We start from the raw sequence: 17,513 nt of genomic DNA, 5'->3' as shown, positions 1-17,513 counted from the left end.
CGTCGCGCTTTTGGCCGCTCGTCGGGTATCTCGCACCGATCGAATGGCCCGATATCACATCGAGACGTACGGCTGTACCTCCAACCGCGGCGAGAGCCGGCAGATCGAGAGCGCGCTCCGCGACGCCGGCCACTACCCCGTCGACGGTCCGGAGGCGGCCGACGTCGCCATTATGAACACCTGCACGGTGGTCGAGAAGACGGAGCGCAATATGCTCCGTCGGGCCAAAGAACTGGAGTCTGAGACGGCGGATCTCATCATCACCGGCTGTATGGCCCTCGCACAGGGCGAGGAGTTCCGCGAGGAGGACGTCGACGCCCAGATCCTCCACTGGGACGACGTCCCCGCCGCGGTCACGAACGGCGAGTGCCCGACGCCCGGCCCGGGGACCGAACCCGTGCTGGACGGCGTCGTCGGCATCCTCCCCATCGCTCGGGGTTGCCTCTCGAACTGCTCGTACTGCATCACGAAGTTCGCGACCGGCCGCGTCGATTCGCCGCCGGTCGAAGAGAACGTCGAGAAGGCCCGCGCACTCGTCCACGCCGGTGCGAAGGAGTTGCGGATCACCGGCCAGGACACCGGCGTCTACGGCTGGGATACGGGCGACCGCAAGCTTCCGGAACTGCTCGACCGGATCTGCACCGAGATCGACGGCGACTTCCGGGTTCGACTGGGGATGGCCAACCCCGGTGGCGTCCACGGCATCCGCGAGGAGCTGGCGGAGGTCTTCGCGCGCCACGACGAACTGTACAACTTCATTCACCTCCCCGTTCAGTCCGGCTCCGACACCGTTCTCGAAGCGATGCGGCGACAACACCGCGTCGAGAAGTTCACCGAAATCGTCGAGACGTTCGACGAGACGCTGGACTACTGGACGCTCTCGACGGACTTCATCGTCGGGTTCCCGACCGAGACCGACGAGGACCACGCCCAGAGTATGGCGCTGTTCCGCGAGGTTCGGCCCGAGAAGGTGAACATCACGCGTTTCTCGAAGCGCCCCGGCACCGACGCCGCCGAGATGAAGGGTCTCGGCGGGACGGTGAAAAAGGAGCGCTCGAAGGAGATGTCCGAACTGAAGATGGACGTCGTCGCCGAAGCCTACGAGTCGATGGTCGGCGAGACGCATCGGGTGATGGCCGTCCGCGAGGGGACGGGCGACTCGCTGAAGTGCCGCGACGAGGCCTACCGGCAGATCATCGTGCAGAACGCCGCCGAACACGGGATCGAACCCGGCGACTTCCTCGACGTCGAGGTGACGAGCCACCAGACGGTGTACGCGTTCGGCGACCCGGTGTGATAATGATTACTCTCGTCTCTTACCGCCGACCATCGCCACTGGGAGTGGCGCTCGGCGGTAAACAGTGAGAGTAATCACTATGAGTCGTCGCGTTCGACAAGCGCCTCCGACGCTGCCGCGTCGGCGCTGACCGCGGTCTTTTTTCGGCCTCGTCCCGCACGGACTGTCGATGGATCGGTCCGCCGCCTTCCTCCACCTCCGCGACGCCGCCACGACGGTCGCGGTGGTCCTCGCCCTCGGCGTCGTGCTCTTCGGCGTCGCGGGCGTGTGGCCGCCGATGGTGGCCATCGAGAGCCCGAGTATGGTTCCGCACGTCGAAACCGGCGATCTCGTCGTCGTCTCCGATCCCGGCCGGTTCGCCGGGGAATCGGCGGACGCTCGCGGCGTCGTTACTGCTGCGACCGCCGGGAACTACTCGCGCCTCGGGGACTCTGGCGACGTCATCGTCTTCGCTCCGCCCGGGAGGGCGGGATCGCCGATCATCCACCGCGCACAGTTCAGGGTCGACGCTGGTGAGAACTGGTACGACGAGGCCGACCCGGCGTATCTTCGCGGCGCGAACGACTGCGCGGAACTGGCCGCCTGTCCCGCACCGCACGCGGGCTACATCACGAAGGGCGACAACAACCGCGCGTACGACCAGGCCGCGGGCATCGCGCCGGTAGTCAAGCCCTCCTGGGTCAGAGCGAAAGCGCAGTTCCACATCCCCGAACTCGGGTGGGTCCGGCTCACGATCGCTGGAAAGGCGTGAGCACTGCGGGACGAGTCGAGAGTCGGTGGATGCGAGTACTCGCGTCTGCTACGTCCGCGTGTCTCGTCGCTCTATGCGTCGTGTCGCGTCTATTCGCTATCAGCGCGCTTGCTCTCTCCGTTCGGCGCGGTCGCCGTCGCCGCCGTCCTCTGCCACGGTTTCGAGGAGCTGATCGGCCTCTGCGTCTTCCTTCCACTCGCCGAGTTCTTTCGGGTCGACGTGGACGAATACGTCGTCGACCTCGGGCATTGCGCGGATCGAGTCGACGACGGCCGACTCGATGTCGTGGGCCTCGAACAGCGTCATATCCCCTTCTACTTCGATGTGGATGCTCACGTCGACTTCGGGGCCGACGTAGTGGGCGACGACGTCGTGGGCGCCGCGGACCTCTGGGTGTTCGAGCGCGCGTTCGATGATTTCCCAGCGGAGTTCTTCGGGGGGTGCCGCGCCGACGAGGTAGTTCACGTTGTCGCGGACGATCTCATAGCCCGTGTAGAAGATGCCGAGCGAGACGACGCCCGCGGCGATCGGATCGAGGATCGGCGCGCCGAAGGACGCCCCGAGCACGCCGACGAGCGCCGCGCCCGCGGTCAGAATGTCGTTTCGATTGTCGAGCGCGGCCGCGACGAGTGCAGGCGAGTGGCGGCGTTCACCGATTCGGAGACAGTACCGGTAGAGACCGTATTTCGTGACGGCAGTCCCGACGAGGACCGCGACCGCCGTCGTTCCGGCCTCGACGCCGTACGTCCCGTTCAGCACCGCCGTCGTGGCGTTCCAGAGCACGGCCGCGCCCGCCGCGAACACGCCCAGCGCGACGAACAGCGAGACGAACGGTTCGATTCGCTCGTGGCCGTGCGGGTGCTCGAAGTCGGGCGGCTGCGTCGTCAGATACAGACCGGCGAGAATGACGATACTGTAGACGCTGTCGGCGACGCTGTTGACCGCTTCGGAGCCGACCGCGAGGCTCCCGGTGAGCCACCAGACGCCCCCTTTCGCCAGCGCGAGGCCGAGATTGACCGCGAGTACGATCGCCCCGACGCGGCGGACGACCCGTTTCCGGTCGTCGCTCATCGTTTTTGCCTACCGCTCGGAGGGCTAAGTCGCTTCGGTCGCCAGATCGAAGTCGAGCCTGACGGCCCGCGTCGGCCCGTCGCTGTCACCTGACTCGCCTGCGGCCGTTCCGTCCGCCGCGTCAGCGTCGGCTGTCGCTGCCGGCAGCGACGCGAACGCCTCGTGCAGGCGGTCGTAGGTGTCTTCGAGCGCCTCGACGATCACCTTCGTGTCGCCGATGACGGGCATAAAATTCGTGTCGCCGCTCCACCGGGGAACGAGGTGCGTGTGGACGTGGTCGCCGATCGACCCGCCGGCGGCCTTTCCGCCGAGGTTCTCGCCGGCGTTCACGCCGTCGGGGTTGAACGCGGCGTCGAGGACGTCGATCGCCGCCACTTTCAGCCGTGCGTGATCGAGCAGTTCCGCGTCGCGCAGGTCGCTCCACTCGCCCGTGTGGCGGTACGGGATGATCATCAGGTGCCCCGGGTTGTACGGGTAGTTGTTCAGGATCACGAAGGCGTGTTCGCTGCGGGCGACGATCCGGCTCTCCCGGTCGTCGTGACGCTCGGGCAGAACGCAGAACGGGCAGCCGTCGATGTCCTCGTTGCCGTTGCGTTCGACCCACTCGATCCGCCACGGTGCGAACACCTGGTCCATCTCGCTCACGCCGTCAGGTTCTCGTACCCGTCCTCGGTGACGACGACGGTGTGTTCGGCCTGGCTGACGAGTTCGCCGTCGTCCTCTTTCAGCACGGGATAGCCGTGGAGGACGCCCTGCTGTTCGAGCCGTGTGATGGCCATCTCAGCGCGCGGCTCGTCCAGCCAGCGCGCGGCGAACGGAAGGGTTCGGTACTCCTCTTTCACCTGTTCGAGGACCTTCCGCGCCGAGCGGTTCCGCACCGAGCGGTCGCGTTCGAGGCTGTAGATCTCCTCTTTCGAGCCCTCGGTGACCTTGCCGCGCCCGGTCGTCGCGAACGGTTCGATGGCGACGACGTCGCCGACTTCGAGTTCCACCCCGCGGTCGGTGCCCCGGTTCGGGATCGTCGGGCCCGTGTGAGCGTCCCACTGCGCGACGCCGTGACCCGAGAGGTTCAGGACGGGCGTGTAGCCGTAGCCGCGGATCACGTCCTCGATCTCGCCGCCGACCACGCCAGTTTCGACGCCGGGTGCGACGGCGTCGAGTGCCGCGTCGAGCGCCTCCTCGGCGGCCTCGACGAGTTCCGGATTCCCGGAGAGGTCGACGGTCACCGCCGCGTCGGCGATGTAGCCGTCGACGTGGACGCCGCAGTCCAGACAGACCATCCCGTCGTCGAATTCGGTCTCCTCGTCGCGGCCGGGCGTGGCGTGTGAGGCCTCCTCGTCGATGCTGATGTTCACCGGGAAGGCGCACCCATCTGCGAGTTCCTCGATGCGCGCCTCGGCGAACTCGGCGACTTCGAGGTGGGTGACGCCCGGTTCGACCTTTTCTGCGGCCTCGTCGAGGACCTGCCGGAGGACCGATCCGGCCTCCCTGTACTTCGCTAGCGTCTCCTCGTCGAGAGGTCCGTCGCTCATACCCGAACAGTTGGTCGAACGTCTCAAAGAGGTTCCGGACCCGCCGATCCGACCGGCGAAAGGCGTCCCACAGTAGGGCCAAGACCCACGCGTGACTATATAGATCACACCGAGAATACTAGCAACCGTTTACAGGCCTCCCGACAGTTCACGGCACGAACGATGACCGAGCCACAGTTCGCCGCGGCCGTCGACCACGAACGCCTGGACGTCAGCGAGTGGGACGACGTCTACGTCGTCGGCGACGTCCACGGCTGCCGAGCGGACCTGGAACGACTGCTCAGAAAACTCGAAGTGACCGACGACGACCTCGTCGCGTTCGTCGGCGACCTCGTCCGGAAAGGCCCCGACAGCAAGGGCGTGCTCGACCTCGTCCGCGAGTCGGCGAATATGATGACCGTCCGCGGCAACAACGAGGAGAAACTCCTCCGCGGCTCGAAGTCGATCGCAGCGCTCACCGACGAGGACCTCGACTGGATCGCCGACCGGCCGGTCGCCCTCTCGTGGGAGGACACGCTCGTCGTCCACGGCGGCGTCGACCCCCGGAAGCCGCTCGCCGACCACGACGTCGACGACCTCCAGAACTTCCGCTCGCTGTCGTCGGGCTACGAGCGACCGTTCTGGTGGGAGGTCTACGAAGGCCCCGACCGCGTCTTCTTCGGGCACACGCCGCTGGCCGCCCCCGTCGTCCGCGAGTACGCCGTCGGCCTCGACACCGGCTGTGTCTACGGCAACGAACTCACCGCCTACGACTGGCGGAACGACGAGTTCGTCACGGTCTGCCCCGAGGAGACGGTCCAGTCCCGAAAGGAGTCGAAGTGGGTCCGCCCGCAGCAGACCACGATCGCTGCCGACTGATCGACGGCCGATCGACGAGAGATTGCCGTTCGCGCCTGTCTCTCACTCGACGAGGCCCGCGACGAGTTCGTCGAGGTACTCGATCTCCTCCTCGAAGATTCCGTGGCCACGACCCTCGTAGCGGTCGAATCGGACGTCGGCGCCCAGTCGTTCGAACACCTCGACGGTCTCCTCCGCGCGCGACATCGGAATGTGGGGGTCGTCGTCGCTGACGCCGAGGAAGAACGGCATTCCGTCGACGTCGCCCTCGTAGTCGAAGTCGGTCCCCTCCTGACCGATCAGTCCGCCGGAGAGCAGCACGAGTCCGCCGTACCGCCGCGGCGTGCGCGCCACGAACTCCGAGACGAGACACGCGCCCTGTGAGAATCCGACCAGAATCACCTTTTCAGCCGGGAGCCCGCCCGACCGGGCTTCTTCGACGGCGCGTTCGAGGTGCGACAGCGCCGAGTCGAGGTGGGGCTGATTCCGCTCGATCGGCGCGACGAACCGGTTCGGATACCAGGTGCCGCGCTGGGCCTGCGGCGCGACGTAGTGAACGCCGTCGTGGTGGAACTCCTGGGCGAACTGGAGCATCCCGTCGGCCCGCGCGCCTCGCCCGTGGACGAGGACGACGGCGGCGTCGGCCTCCGCAGGCGATGCGCCGGCGGTCTGAATCGGCTGCCCCGCGTGCGGGTCCTCGGAATCGGCGGGTCGGCTCATCGGCACTCACCACCGTCGGTCGCTGTGGCTTCACCATCCTCGTCAGTCGTCGGTGCCCCGCTCCCCTCGGCGTTCGCCGTTGTCTCACTCCCCTCGTCGTTCGCCGCCGTTTCATCGGCGGCGCCGAGCGACGGCAGCGCCGCTTCGATCCGCTCGCGCTCGTCTTCCAGCCACGACGGGAGCTTGAGTTCCGAGCCGAGTTCCGCGACCGACTCGTCGGCCGTGAACCCCGGCCCGTCGGTCGCGATCTCGAAGAGGATGCCACCGGGTTCGCGGAAGTAGATCGACCGAAAGTACTGCCGGTCCTTCTGCGGTGTCACGAATTGTCCAGCATCGGAGAGGCGCTCGCGCCAGGCCATCTGTTCGTCCTCGTCGGCCGCGCGGAACGCGACGTGGTGGACGGTGCCGACGCCGGGGCGACCCCGTGGCGGCCCGCGGTGAAGCACGTCGACGACGGTCGCGCGATCCTCACAAGCGGCGTAGCGGACCCGCTCTGCACCGTCGTCGGGGTCGGGCTCCGAGTCGACGCGGTCGAAGCCGAGCACGTCGAGGACGTTCGCCGTCGCGTCCGGTTCCTCGGAGTGTAGCGTCACGCCGAAGAAGCCGCGAATCGCGCGGTCGGCTGGAACGGGGCCGTCCGCCCACGGTTCGATCGGCGACTCGGCCTCGACGAGTTCGAGGGGTTGCCCGTGAGGGTCCTCGAAGGGGAGCACGCCCGCGCCGAAGCGCGTCTGCCGGTCGTGGACAGTCGCGTCGCTGGCGTCGAGCCGATCGGCCCAGTAGTCGAGGCTCCCCTCGGGTACGGCGAACGCCGTTGCGACCGCCTGCCCGCGGCCGGGACGGCCCTGCCGCGCGCCCTCGAAGGGGAAGAACGTCAGCGCTGTGCCCGGGCTGCCCGTCTCGTCGCCGTAGTAGAGGTGATACGTCGTGGGATCGTCGAAGTTGACCGTTCGCTTGACGAGGCGAAGTCCGAGAACCTCGGTGTAGAAGTCGAGGTTCTGCTGCGGATCGCCGGCGACGGCCGTGACGTGGTGAATACCTGTAGTCTTCATAGTGAGTGATGCAGCGTACTGCCGAACGGATGTCGCTCTCGGCAGGTATCGCTCTGTTACCTACTATAGAGGCGAAACCATTTGTACCTTCGCGGACGAAAATGTCACCAGGTGACGTCTGTGTCCCCAGAACCCGACGAGAAATACGACGAGGAGGCCTGCTCGGTGATCGACTCGCTGGAACAGATCGGTTCGCAGTGGCGACTCATCGTCCTGCACGACCTTCAGGACGGCGAGAAGCGCTTCAACGAGCTCAAGCGCTCGACGGACGCCAGTTCGCGGACGCTCTCGCGCGTCCTCGACGACCTCCAGGAACTGGGATTCGTGAACCGGCGGCTCGAAGAGGACGCGCCGGTCGCGACCTACTACTCGCTGACGCCGAAGGGACGCTCGCTGTGTCCGGTCTTCGACGAGATCGAGTCGTGGGCCGACGAGTGGCTGCACGCGACGCCGACCGGCGAGGACCCCGCTGCCGTCGCCCTTGACGGTGGCTCTGCAGACGAGTAGGGGACCGAGACCGCGGCAGCAACGCTTCTGTTCTCGCTTCTCTCAATTCTTCACCACCTGCTTACGCGCCCTCGACGAGCCGTCGGAGTTGCTCGGGCGGGACGGCACCGCGGGCGGCGTAATCGTCGTACACGAACGCCGGAACGCCCGTAATCCCGGCTTGTTGCGCGTCGCGGAAGCGTTCGCGAAGCCGGCCCCGCCGCTCCTCGTCGGCAAGCGCGTCGCGGACGAATTGGGCTTCGACACCGACCTCGTCTGCGAGGTCGAGCAGCACGTCCTCCTCGCCGATGTCGCGCCCCTCGTGCCAGAGTGCGGCGAAGACCGCCTCGTCGAACGCGAGCCACGTCTCGTAGTCGTACGTCTCGCGGACGGCGACCGAGACCAACTGCGCCGGCAACGAGTCCACGTCGGTCGCGATGTCGAGTTCCATCTCCTCGGCCCCGTACTGGTCGCGGAGTCTCCGCACGTTCTCTTTCGCCTGTTCGTAGTACTCGTCGTCTTTGCCGTCGTCGGCCTCGTAGTCGATCGTGCCGTCCGGGCGCCGTTTGCTCGATCGAAGGTCGAACGGTCGCCAGTCGATCCGGATCGGCTCGTCGCGCTCGGCCTGATACTGTGAGAGGGACTGCCGGCCGAGATAACAGAACGGGCAGACGTAATCGGAGTAGATTGTGATCTCCGCGAGCGCGTCCGTCTCGGTATCGATGTCGCTGCTGACACTGTCGTCGGTGTCGGAATCGGCCATCTCGTTCGCGTCGTGGAGGCGCGCGCACAAGAAGCGTCTGATGGCGAGACCGGTGACGCGACACGGCTCCGCGCGTTCGTGGCGGATGTACGTGCTCGTGAAGGGGTGTACTGCACGTTCGCACGCGGTGAGAAAAGTGTCGTGAAACAGTACAAATACGGTGCCCGAGATGAAATCCCCGGTCGGTGATGAGAGACCAGGACTTTCTGGCATCCGACTGGGATTACTGTCTGGTGTTGGATGCGTGCCGCTACGACGTCTTCTCTGAGGTCTACGAGGAGTATCTCGACGGGACGGTCGAAAAGCGCTGGAGCGTGGGCTCGTCGACGCCCGAGTGGGCCTACCGGACGTTCACCGACCACCACGACATCGCGTACTTCTCCGGGAATCCGTTCATCAACGATCTCGGCATCCCACTGAACGAACTCAAGTGGGGGGCCAGTTGCGACTACGAGTGGACCGCCAACGAACATATCAGCGACATCGTCGACGTCTGGAAGCACGGGTGGGACGAGAGCCTCGGGACGGTCCCGCCAGAGAGTCTCGAAGCGTCGCTCGAAGAACGACGCGACCTCGTCGCCCGCAACGAGCGCACCGTCCTCCACTATATGCAGCCGCACGCGCCGTATCTCTCCCGTGGCGCGGGGCAGAAACTCAAGCAGATCCAGAAGGGGATCCGTCGACAGGAAGAGGCGGTCGAAAACGGCGACGACGCCGAGGGCGGACCTATCGAGTCGCTCGGCCAGACGATCCGCCCGCGGATCGAGAGCGTTCTCGAAGGCAGCGAACTCGCACAGAAAGCCGGTCTCTGGCTCGAACTCGACCCCACCGAACTCGTCCAGAACGGGACGCGGGAGGCCGCCCTCGAACTCTACGAGGAGAACCTCCGCATCGCGCTCGAAGTCATCGCAGACCTAGTTCCGAAACTCGACGGGACCGTCGTCGTCACCGCCGACCACGGCGAGGCATTCGGCGAGGAAGGCGTCTGGGAGCACCACATCGAGACGCACATCCCGCCGCTGATGGAAGTCCCCTGGCTCGTCGTCGAGTAACGAAAACAGACGCGGAAGTGCGCACGGAAACTGGAGCGGAACCGGCGAACTGACGCTGACGATGGGAATCTCCCGTTTTTCCGTGTATGATTGCTGCTGGCAAGTTCTGCTTCTGGAAAGCGATAACGGCAGTAATTTACGACAGGTGCGGAAAGTAGCTGATGTTTATGAGCTACGACCAGATCGAAGCCCCCGAGACGGGCGAGAAGATCACGCTTGCCGACGAGGAGACCGGCGAGCTGAACGTCCCCGACACCCCGATCATTCCGATCATCCACGGCGACGGGATCGGAACCGACGTTGGTCCCGCCGCCCAGAAGGTACTCGACGCCGCCGCAGAGGCGACCGGTCGCTCTGTAGAGTGGATGCGCGTCTACGCCGGCGAGTCCGCCCGCGAGAAGTACGGTGAGAACCTCCCCGACGACACCGTGAACGCGATTCGCGAGCACCGCGTCGCGATCAAAGGCCCGCTCACGACGCCCGTCGGCGCCGGCTTCCGCTCGCTGAACGTCGCGCTCCGCAAAAAGCTCGACCTCTACGCGAACGTCCGCCCGACCTACCACATCGACGGCGTCCCCTCGCCCGTCAAAGACCCCGCGGCGATGGATATGGTCACGTTCCGTGAGAACACAGAAGACGTCTACGCCGGCATCGAGTGGGAAGCCGGAACCGACGAGGTAGAGCAGGTAAAGGAATTCGTCGAAGACGAGATGGGCGAAGACGACGTGATCCACGACGGCCCCGTCGGGATCGGCATCAAACCCATCACGGAGTTCGGGACGAAGCGACTCGTCCGCGAGGCCATCGACTACGCACTCGAGAACGACCGCGACACCGTCACGCTCGTCCACAAGGGGAACATTATGAAGTTCACCGAGGGCGCGTTCCGTGACTGGGGCTACGAGGTCGCCGAAGAGGAGTACGACGACGGCGTCATCACCGAGGACGAACTCTGGGAGGAGTACGACGGCGAGGCACCCGCGGACACGCTGGTCGTCAACGACCGCATCGCGGACAATATGCTCCAGCAGCTTCTGACCCGGACCAGCGAGTACGACGTCATCGCGACGATGAACCTCAACGGCGACTATATGTCCGACGCGGCCGGCGCACAGATCGGCGGCCTGGGCATCGCGCCGGGCGCGAACTTCGGTGAGGGCCTCTGTCTGGCAGAGCCGGTCCACGGCTCCGCACCCAAGTACGCCGGCGAGGACAAGGTGAACCCGACGGCGATGATCCTCTCGGGCCGCCTGATGTTCGAGTACATCGGCTGGAAGGACGCCGGCGAACTCATCCGCGACGCCGTCGAGAAGACGATCTCCGAGGGCGACGTCACCTACGACCTCCACCGGCAGATCGAGGGCGGCACGAAGCTCGCGACCTCCGAGTTCGCCGAGAAGGTCGTCGAGAACATCGAAGAGCTGGCGTAAGCGCCGCTCGACGCACGGTTTCGGATCTCTTCTGTATTTTTCCTCGACGCCGCCGAGCCGAAGGTTCAAATCCGATCACGAGGAACTCCGGAGTATGTACGCCGTCGTCGGCTGCACCGACTGCGAGCACCTCTGGCTCCTAAAGGACGCACGAGCCGCCGAGACGGCCACGTGTCCGCGGTGCGGGCGGACTCACCAGACGAAGAATCTCCGCCGGTTCGTCGAGGAGGACGACCGCGAGGCGGCCCGACAGGCGCGGGCGGCCCTGCTCGCGAAGCAGGGCGGCAACAGCGAGGCGTTCGCCGAGACCGCACACGTCGCCGAGATGGAGCGCGAGATCGACGACAGCGGCGTCGACGACGCCGAGTACCTCGAAGGGTCCGGTCTCGACGCCGACGAAGTCGAAGCCGCCGGCGAGCGCGCCTCGCAGGGGACACACGCCGGCTCGTCCGGGAGTCAGATCGACGTCGTCCGCGACGCCCTCCGCGAATGCGACGCCCCGACCGCGGACGACATCGCGGCATACGCGGACGAGCGGGGCGTCCCGGGCGAGAAAGCCCGCGAACTACTGAGCAAACTGACCCGACGCGGCGAGGCCTCCGAGTCGCGGGGGACGTACCGCCTCCTCTGAACGATGGGTGGAACGCGCTCGGATCTCGTCGGTACGATCGCTCGCGCGGTCGTCGTGGGCTGCTTCGTCGCCGGCGGCGTCTTCGCGCTCGTCACCCGCCAACTCGTGTTCGCCGGCGTCGCCTTCCTCGCCGGGCACACGATTCTGGCGGCTGCGGCGGTGATCCAGGGACAGCGTCGCCGGGGCGTCGGGCTGTCGCTCTCGGGCATCGGCTGGCTCGCCCTCTCGATCGGACTCGGAAGCGGGACAGCGGCCGGTGCGGAGACCGCGCTCCCGGAGACGCCGCTGGTCGCCGTTGGGTTCGGACTCGTGGCCGTCGGGATGCTGCTTCTCCTCGGGCCGTTCGGCGGCGACTGACCGAGAGCGGGCGTCGTTACCGGCCCAGTTCGGCGTGAGCACTGGAGAGATGCCGCGATGCGAGCGCCGAGAGCAGCGAGAGTTCGCCCGCCAGCGCGCCGACCGCGATGTACTCCGCGAGCGCGTCGGCGTTCGAGCCCGCCGGGTCGCCGCCGCCGCGGACGCCCAGCACGTCGAGTGCTTCGGCCTGTGTCGGGAGCTTCGTCCCGCCGCCGACCGTTCCGACCTCCAGCGACGCCAGCGACACCGAGAGATAGAGGTCGCCGTCGCGCTCCTCGGCGGTCGTGATGGCGTTCGCCCCCTCGACGACCTGAGCTTCGTCCTGGCCGGTCGCGAGGAACATCGCGGCGACGACGTTCGCGACGTGGGCGTTGAAGCCGAGACTGCCGGCCTTCGCCGAGCCGACGAGGTTCTTTCGCGTGTTCAGCTCCGCGATGGCGCCGGGCGTCGTGTGGAGGCGGTCTTCGACGACGTCACGCGGGATCGTCACGTCGGCCGTGACGCTCCGGCCGCGCCCTTCGACGGCGTTGATCGCGGCGGGCTTCTTGTCGGTGCAGAGGTTCCCCGACAGGGCGACGAGGTCCGCGCCGGTCTCGGACTCGACGACCTCGCAGGCAGCCTCGGTGGCGATCGTGGCCATATTCATCCCCATCGCGTCTTTCGTGTCGTAGCGGAAGCGGAGGTAGACGGAGTTGCCGACGACGTACGGTGTCACGTCCAGGAGTTCGCCGTGGCTCGTCGTCGACTCGGCCGCCTCGACGAGCGCGTCGGTGTTGTCGCGGACCCACGAGACGAGCGCTTCAGCCTCGACGACGTCGGCGACGCGGAAGACGGGCGCGCGCGTCATCCCAGACTTGAGGACGCGCGCGTTCGCGCCGCCCGCCTGCGAGAGCACCGAACAGCCGCGGTTGACGCTCGCGAGCAGCGCGCCCTCGGTCGTCGCCAGCGGGAGGTACGTCTCGCCGCCGGCCGCGCCGCCGTCGACCGACACGGGGCCGGCGACGCCGATCGGGACCTGCACGGTCCCGAGCATATTCTCGATGTTCGACTCCGCGCGCTCGGCCGGGAAGCCGTAGTTTCCGACGGCGTCGAGCGAGGCGTCGGTGTCCGATTCGACGACGAGTCGACGTGCCTCGGTGGCGGTGTCGGCGTCGGCGTGGTCGTCCAGTTCGTGGAGTCGAAGCTCCCCCTCGCGGACCCGCGCGGCGAGGTCAGCGGCGTCAGTCATACGCTCTCATTCCGCGGGGGCTCCCTAACGGTTTCCGATTCACCGATCCCGGGGGGAAGGTTGGGTTCACCTGTGACCCCATCCTACGGATTCGCCGTATCGCTCGCCCGCCTACGCTGACAACAGGCCGCACCCGAAGGGAAACCTACTCGTCCCCCGCAAGACAGCATCAGATATGACCGCGCCGTTCTTCGAGCGACTCGCAGACCGCATCGAGCGGGTCGACAGCGTCGTTTCCGTCGGTCTCGACGCCGACCGCTCGCGACTCCCCGACCATCTCCTCGAGAAGGACCTCCCGCAGTGGGCGTTCAACCGTCGCATCATCGACGAGACGCACGAGTACGCCGCCTGTTACAAGCCGAACGCGGCGTTCTACGAGAGCGCGGACGGCTGGCGCGCGCTCCGCGAGACGATCGCCTACGCGAAGGGCAAGGGCGTCCCGGTTCTCCTGGACGCAAAGCGCGCCGACATCGGGAACACGACGCGCCAGTACGCGCAGTTGCTCGACGAGGTCGACGCGATCACGGTCAATCCGTATATGGGCCGGGACTCGCTGCAGCCGTTCCTCGACCGCGAGGACAAAGGCGTGTTCGTGCTCTGCCGCACCTCGAATCCCGGCGGAGCCGACCTCCAGGACCTCGAACTCGCCTCCGGAGAGGCGGTCTACGAACGGGTCGCCGCGCTCGTGGACCTGTGGAACGAACACGGGAACGTCGGCCTCGTCGTCGGCGCGACCGCGCCCGAGGAACTGGAGTCGATCCGCGAACAGGTCCCCGACCTCCCCTTCCTCGTGCCCGGAATCGGCGCACAGGGCGGCGACGCCGAGGCGGCCGTCGAACACGGCTTAGCCGACGGCGTCGGCCTCGTGAACTCCTCGCGCGGCATCATCTTCGCCGGTGAGGATGAGGGCGAGGCGTTCGCGAAGGCGGCGGGAGACGCCGCTCGTCGGCTCCAGCGACGGCTGAACCAGTACCGCGGCAGCGACTGACGGTGCCGCGCTGAACCGGCGACTGGTGATGCTGCGCTGATAGGGAGTATCGTACGTCCGCATAGATGTCTCGCCGGACGGTGCGGCGAGAATCTCCGAACAGTTACGATAACCCCTATGAACGGCTGTGGGACGCTATCGGAACCCCGGAACGTCGCCGGAGGCGTCGCCCTCGGCGAACACGTCCTCTCGGCCCTCCGGATCCGCGCAGTGAACGCACACGCCGCGATCCTGGTCGAAGTGCACTGAACAGACTGCCGCGCCGCACCGGTGGCAGGTGTACTCCGCCTCCCGCTGTTCGCACACCTGACAGACACCCGTCACGCTCATACGTGCGCGTACGCGGCGCACCCACTTCAGTCGGGGGTGTGGTCACGAGCAAATCTCTTTGGTCCAGCGCCCGCAAGGGACCGTATGAGCATCACGCTGTACGCGCTCGACGGCTGTCCCTTCTGTGAGGCAGTCCACGACGCGCTGCAGGAACACGACGTCGCGTACGAGACCGAGTGGGTCGACGCGCTGCACTCACAGCGCAACGAGGTCAAGCGCGTGAGTGGCCAGCGCGTCGTGCCCGTCCTCGTCGACGACGAGCGCGGCGTCACGATGAACGAGAGCCAGAACATCGAAACCTACATCGAGCGTACGCTCGCCTCGAACCAATGAAGATCTACACCGGCCGCGGAGACGACGGGATGACCGACCTGCGGGATATGTCGCGCGTCGCGAAGACGAGTCCGCGAATCGAGGCCTACGGCACCGTCGACGAGGCCAACGCGCTCATCGGGACCGCCCGCCCGACTGGCTACGACGACGTCGACGAGACGCTCGAACGAATCCAGAACCACCTCCACGTCGTGCAGGCGGACTTCGCGAACCCGAATCCCGACGAGGACGACCCGGTCGTGACCGAGGCGCACGTCGACGAACTGGAAGACGCGATCGACGAGGCCGACGCCGAGCTTGACCCACTGGAGTCGTTCATCCTCCCGGGCGGGAGCGAAGCCGGCGCGACGCTCCACCACGCGCGCGCCGTCGCGCGCCGGGCTGAACGGCGCTCGGTCGCGCTCGCCGCCGACGACCCCGTCAACAGCGAGGCGATCCGGTATCTCAATCGGCTCTCGGACGCGCTGTTCGTCCTCGGACGCCTTGTCAACGCCCGCGACGGCGTTCCAGAGGAGTCGCCCACGTACTGACGGGTCGACGCGGTCGCGGCCGGTTCGCTGGCAACGCCGCGAAGAAGAACGCTTAAGTCCAGCCACGCGGAAGAACCGAGGCGCGGGTCGGTGGTCTAGTCCGGTTATGACGGCTCCTTCACACGGAGCAGGCCGGCGGTTCGAATCCGCCCCGACCCACTTCTGACGAACCGCACCGACGAACGATAGTGAGGAGTCCGTTCGTCGAAGTGGACACGCGGATTCGAGCCAGGGAGGTCGCGCGCAGCGAACGAAGTGAGTGAGCACGTCCGACCGAGGTTCGAATCCGCCCCGACCCACTTTCTGACGGTACAACCCGTCGAGCGTAGCGAGGGTCGAACTGGCTACTCGGATCGAACTGGGCAGAACCCTCGGCGTCCTATGAGGAGACCGGTACTGCGAGTCAGCCTGTGTCTTGCGGCCGGTTCCTGCGCATCGGTGGGTCGCAAAAACACGCTCGCGAGAATCGAGGACGGCCGCCCATTATAATGGGGTAGCAACTACACATCCTATGGACAGCGACGCGTCGGTGCCGGGTGAGGGGCGCCCCCGGCAGTTGGTACGGTTCTATCTCCTGGATCACGAAACTGCGCCGGGGAAGGCCATCGACATCGCGCTGCTGGGGCTGAATCTGGTGTTCGTCGCCATCTTCATCGTCGAGACGTACCCGATCTCTGCAGGATTCCGTCCACTGCTGTGGAATCTCGAAGTCGTGATCGCGCTGGTGTTCGGGGTCGAGTACGTCCTCCGACTCTACGGCGCGCGCGACCGCGTCGCGGAGTTCTTCAACGGCTATACGATGGTGGACCTGATGGCCATTCTGCCGACGCTCTCGGTCGTGCTCCTGCCGGTGTCTTTCGGCGCGTTGAACATCGGCTTCCTGCGCGTGCTTCGGGTGATTCGCGTGCTCCGGTTCTACCGGTTCACGCGGGACGCGGAGTTCTTCTTCGGCACGGTCTCGGACAACACGCTGCGCGCGATGAAACTTCTTCTGACGATTCTCGTCCTGCTTTTCGCCTCCGCCGGTCTGTTCTACAGCGCCGAGAGCGGCGCGAATCCGAACGTCGAGACGTTCGGCGACGCCTTCTACTACACCGTCGTCACCCTCTCGACGGTCGGCTTCGGCGACATCGTCCCGGTGACACAGCCAGGACGCTGGGTGACAGTGGGATCGATTCTGGCTGCCATCATCGTCATCCCGCGGCAGGCCAGCAAGATTCTCAAAGAGTGGACCTCCAGAGAGAAGGTCAACGTCAGGTGTCCGGACTGCGGGCTGGAGTATCACGACCCCGACGCCTCACACTGCAAGGCGTGCGGACACGTGATTTATCAGGAGGCGGACTCGCGGGAGTGACGTCCGGCCGTCATCTCCTGACTGCGCCGACGGCCTGCGACGTCGCCTACCGCGTCGCCTTGATGCCGACGAACGAGCCGTCGCCGTACCCCTCCTCGACCGGTTCGGGACCGTCGATCTCCTCTATCCACTGGTAGATCGTCTGCACGAACTCGAAGTCGGTGAACCCCGCTGCGTCCAGCGCGTCCATGACTTCCGCGGTCGAGACGAACGTGGCGTCGCGGTAGAACGGATTCTGTTCTTTCGTCTCCTGGTAGATCTCGCCGACCGGGCTGTTCTTGTCGATGAAGCCGATCACGAGCGAGCCATCGGCGTCGAGAACGCGCTCGGCCTCGGACAGCGTCCGCGGGATGTTGTCGACGAAACAGATCGTCGTCACGAGCAGCGCGGTGTCGAACGCATCAGTCGTGAACGGGAGCGCCTCGGCGACGCCGCGAACCACGCTGATACCGCGGTCGCGGGCATACTCGAGCATCTCGCCGGCGGGATCGATCCCGACGTCAATTCCCAACGGAGCGGCGAAGCGCGCGCTCCCGACGCCGATTTCGAGGCCGTAGCCCTCCGTCGGCACGAGCCGTCCTAGCGCCTCCAGTTCGGAGCGATAGACGTCCGGGTGCTCGTCGAACCATCCCTCGTACCGCTCGGTGTGGGTCTCGAACGGTTCCGATGTGGGCATACGAGGCGGTACGTGCTGTGACGACATAAGAGCGGATGAACGGAGCGACGTGGCGTGAGGTCGGTCGTGGTCGACCTGCGGACGGGTCGGCCGCG

21 protein-coding genes and 1 tRNA gene are annotated in these 17,513 nt (G+C 66.4%); 14 read left to right on the top strand and 8 right to left on the bottom strand.

The features are described 5' to 3' along the window. Nucleotides 1-43 precede the first annotated feature (43 nt). Nucleotides 44-1,297 (top strand): tRNA (N(6)-L-threonylcarbamoyladenosine(37)-C(2))-methylthiotransferase, encoded by a 1,254-nt coding sequence (locus RBH22_RS09465; protein WP_256289214.1) that lies wholly within the window; start codon nt 44-46, stop codon nt 1,295-1,297. Between the two features lie 169 nt (nt 1,298-1,466). Continuing rightward, the gene (locus tag RBH22_RS09460; protein ID WP_306677330.1) at nt 1,467-2,048 is read left to right on the top strand and encodes a S26 family signal peptidase; all 582 of its coding nucleotides are present in this window, start codon (nt 1,467-1,469) and stop codon (nt 2,046-2,048) included. Between the two features lie 99 nt (nt 2,049-2,147). Here the strand turns inward: RBH22_RS09460 and RBH22_RS09455 are convergent, their stop codons facing one another. Genes RBH22_RS09455 through map form a run of 3 tightly spaced genes read right to left on the bottom strand, consistent with a single transcriptional unit; the run spans nt 2,148 to nt 4,651 of the window. Then, nucleotides 2,148-3,119 (bottom strand): cation diffusion facilitator family transporter, encoded by a 972-nt coding sequence (locus RBH22_RS09455; RefSeq protein WP_306677329.1) that lies wholly within the window; start codon nt 3,117-3,119, stop codon nt 2,148-2,150. Between the two features lie 24 nt (nt 3,120-3,143). Beyond that, the gene (locus RBH22_RS09450) at nt 3,144-3,755 is read right to left on the bottom strand and encodes an HIT domain-containing protein (RefSeq protein ID WP_306677416.1); all 612 of its coding nucleotides are present in this window, start codon (nt 3,753-3,755) and stop codon (nt 3,144-3,146) included. A gap of 5 nt (nt 3,756-3,760) precedes the next feature. After that, nucleotides 3,761-4,651, bottom strand: a complete 891-nt coding sequence (map, locus tag RBH22_RS09445; RefSeq protein WP_306677328.1) for a type II methionyl aminopeptidase — start codon at nt 4,649-4,651, stop codon at nt 3,761-3,763. 162 nt (nt 4,652-4,813) lie between these two features. Between map and RBH22_RS09440 the strand changes: the two genes are divergently transcribed. Further along, on the top strand, nt 4,814-5,509 hold the full coding sequence (locus RBH22_RS09440; RefSeq protein WP_306677327.1) for a metallophosphoesterase family protein: 696 nt from the start codon (nt 4,814-4,816) through the stop codon (nt 5,507-5,509). A gap of 42 nt (nt 5,510-5,551) precedes the next feature. Here RBH22_RS09440 and RBH22_RS09435 read toward each other — a convergent pair whose 3' ends face one another. Further along, a complete protein-coding gene (locus RBH22_RS09435) occupies nt 5,552-6,208 on the bottom strand; it encodes an alpha/beta hydrolase (protein WP_306677326.1) in 657 nt (218 codons plus the stop codon). Further along, nucleotides 6,205-7,260 (bottom strand): ring-cleaving dioxygenase, encoded by a 1,056-nt coding sequence (locus tag RBH22_RS09430; RefSeq protein ID WP_306677325.1) that lies wholly within the window; start codon nt 7,258-7,260, stop codon nt 6,205-6,207. The genes RBH22_RS09435 and RBH22_RS09430 overlap by 4 nt, the downstream gene beginning before the upstream one ends. Before the next feature lie 120 nt (nt 7,261-7,380). Between RBH22_RS09430 and RBH22_RS09425 the strand changes: the two genes are divergently transcribed. After that, nucleotides 7,381-7,767, top strand: a complete 387-nt coding sequence (locus tag RBH22_RS09425) for a helix-turn-helix domain-containing protein (RefSeq protein ID WP_256545808.1) — start codon at nt 7,381-7,383, stop codon at nt 7,765-7,767. A 61-nt stretch (nt 7,768-7,828) separates the two neighbouring features. Here the strand turns inward: RBH22_RS09425 and RBH22_RS09420 are convergent, their stop codons facing one another. Next, nucleotides 7,829-8,509: a DsbA family protein gene (locus RBH22_RS09420; protein ID WP_306677324.1), complete on the bottom strand. Its 681-nt coding sequence runs from the start codon at nt 8,507-8,509 to the stop codon at nt 7,829-7,831. Between the two features lie 188 nt (nt 8,510-8,697). On the opposite strand from RBH22_RS09420, the gene RBH22_RS09415 reads away from it, so the two are divergent. From RBH22_RS09415 to RBH22_RS09400, 4 genes are all read left to right on the top strand, one after another. Beyond that, complete coding sequence (locus tag RBH22_RS09415) at nt 8,698-9,561, top strand: hypothetical protein (protein ID WP_256545806.1); 864 nt, start codon at nt 8,698-8,700, stop codon at nt 9,559-9,561. A 167-nt stretch (nt 9,562-9,728) separates the two neighbouring features. Next, entirely contained in the window at nt 9,729-10,991 is a 1,263-nt protein-coding gene (icd, locus tag RBH22_RS09410) for an isocitrate dehydrogenase (NADP(+)) (protein ID WP_256289204.1), read from the top strand. 94 nt (nt 10,992-11,085) lie between these two features. Then, nucleotides 11,086-11,622 (top strand): DUF5817 domain-containing protein, encoded by a 537-nt coding sequence (locus RBH22_RS09405; RefSeq protein ID WP_306677323.1) that lies wholly within the window; start codon nt 11,086-11,088, stop codon nt 11,620-11,622. A gap of 3 nt (nt 11,623-11,625) precedes the next feature. Next, a complete protein-coding gene (locus RBH22_RS09400; RefSeq protein WP_306677322.1) occupies nt 11,626-11,979 on the top strand; it encodes a hypothetical protein in 354 nt (117 codons plus the stop codon). A 16-nt stretch (nt 11,980-11,995) separates the two neighbouring features. Here the strand turns inward: RBH22_RS09400 and hmgA are convergent, their stop codons facing one another. After that, nucleotides 11,996-13,207, bottom strand: coding sequence for a hydroxymethylglutaryl-CoA reductase (NADPH) (gene hmgA, locus RBH22_RS09395; RefSeq protein ID WP_256545803.1), 1,212 nt, complete (start codon nt 13,205-13,207; stop codon nt 11,996-11,998). Nucleotides 13,208-13,382: 175 nt separating this feature from the next. Here hmgA and pyrF point away from each other — a divergent pair, with 175 nt between their 5' ends. From pyrF to RBH22_RS09365, 6 genes are all read left to right on the top strand, one after another. Continuing rightward, on the top strand, nt 13,383-14,195 hold the full coding sequence (pyrF, locus tag RBH22_RS09390) for an orotidine-5'-phosphate decarboxylase (protein ID WP_306677321.1): 813 nt from the start codon (nt 13,383-13,385) through the stop codon (nt 14,193-14,195). Between the two features lie 117 nt (nt 14,196-14,312). After that, the gene (locus RBH22_RS09385) at nt 14,313-14,444 is read left to right on the top strand and encodes a hypothetical protein (protein ID WP_306677320.1); all 132 of its coding nucleotides are present in this window, start codon (nt 14,313-14,315) and stop codon (nt 14,442-14,444) included. A gap of 165 nt (nt 14,445-14,609) precedes the next feature. Next, nucleotides 14,610-14,858 (top strand): glutaredoxin, encoded by a 249-nt coding sequence (locus tag RBH22_RS09380; RefSeq protein ID WP_256289198.1) that lies wholly within the window; start codon nt 14,610-14,612, stop codon nt 14,856-14,858. Then, nucleotides 14,855-15,388 carry a cob(I)yrinic acid a,c-diamide adenosyltransferase gene (locus RBH22_RS09375; protein ID WP_256289197.1) on the top strand — a complete coding sequence of 178 codons (534 nt, stop codon included), beginning with the start codon at nt 14,855-14,857 and terminating at the stop codon, nt 15,386-15,388. Before RBH22_RS09380 ends, RBH22_RS09375 begins: the two co-directional genes overlap by 4 nt. Before the next feature lie 84 nt (nt 15,389-15,472). Beyond that, nucleotides 15,473-15,547, top strand: a tRNA-Val gene (locus RBH22_RS09370). A gap of 352 nt (nt 15,548-15,899) precedes the next feature. Then, nucleotides 15,900-16,742: an ion transporter gene (locus RBH22_RS09365; RefSeq protein WP_306677319.1), complete on the top strand. Its 843-nt coding sequence runs from the start codon at nt 15,900-15,902 to the stop codon at nt 16,740-16,742. Between the two features lie 46 nt (nt 16,743-16,788). Here RBH22_RS09365 and RBH22_RS09360 read toward each other — a convergent pair whose 3' ends face one another. After that, nucleotides 16,789-17,418, bottom strand: a complete 630-nt coding sequence (locus RBH22_RS09360; protein ID WP_306677318.1) for a class I SAM-dependent methyltransferase — start codon at nt 17,416-17,418, stop codon at nt 16,789-16,791. Nucleotides 17,419-17,513: the final 95 nt, after the last annotated feature.

The organism is Halobellus sp. H-GB7 (assembly GCF_030848585.1).
GTDB classification, from domain to species: Archaea; Halobacteriota; Halobacteria; order Halobacteriales; family Haloferacaceae; genus Haloquadratum; species Haloquadratum inordinatus.
This window is presented reverse-complemented; position numbering and strand designations above follow the sequence as displayed.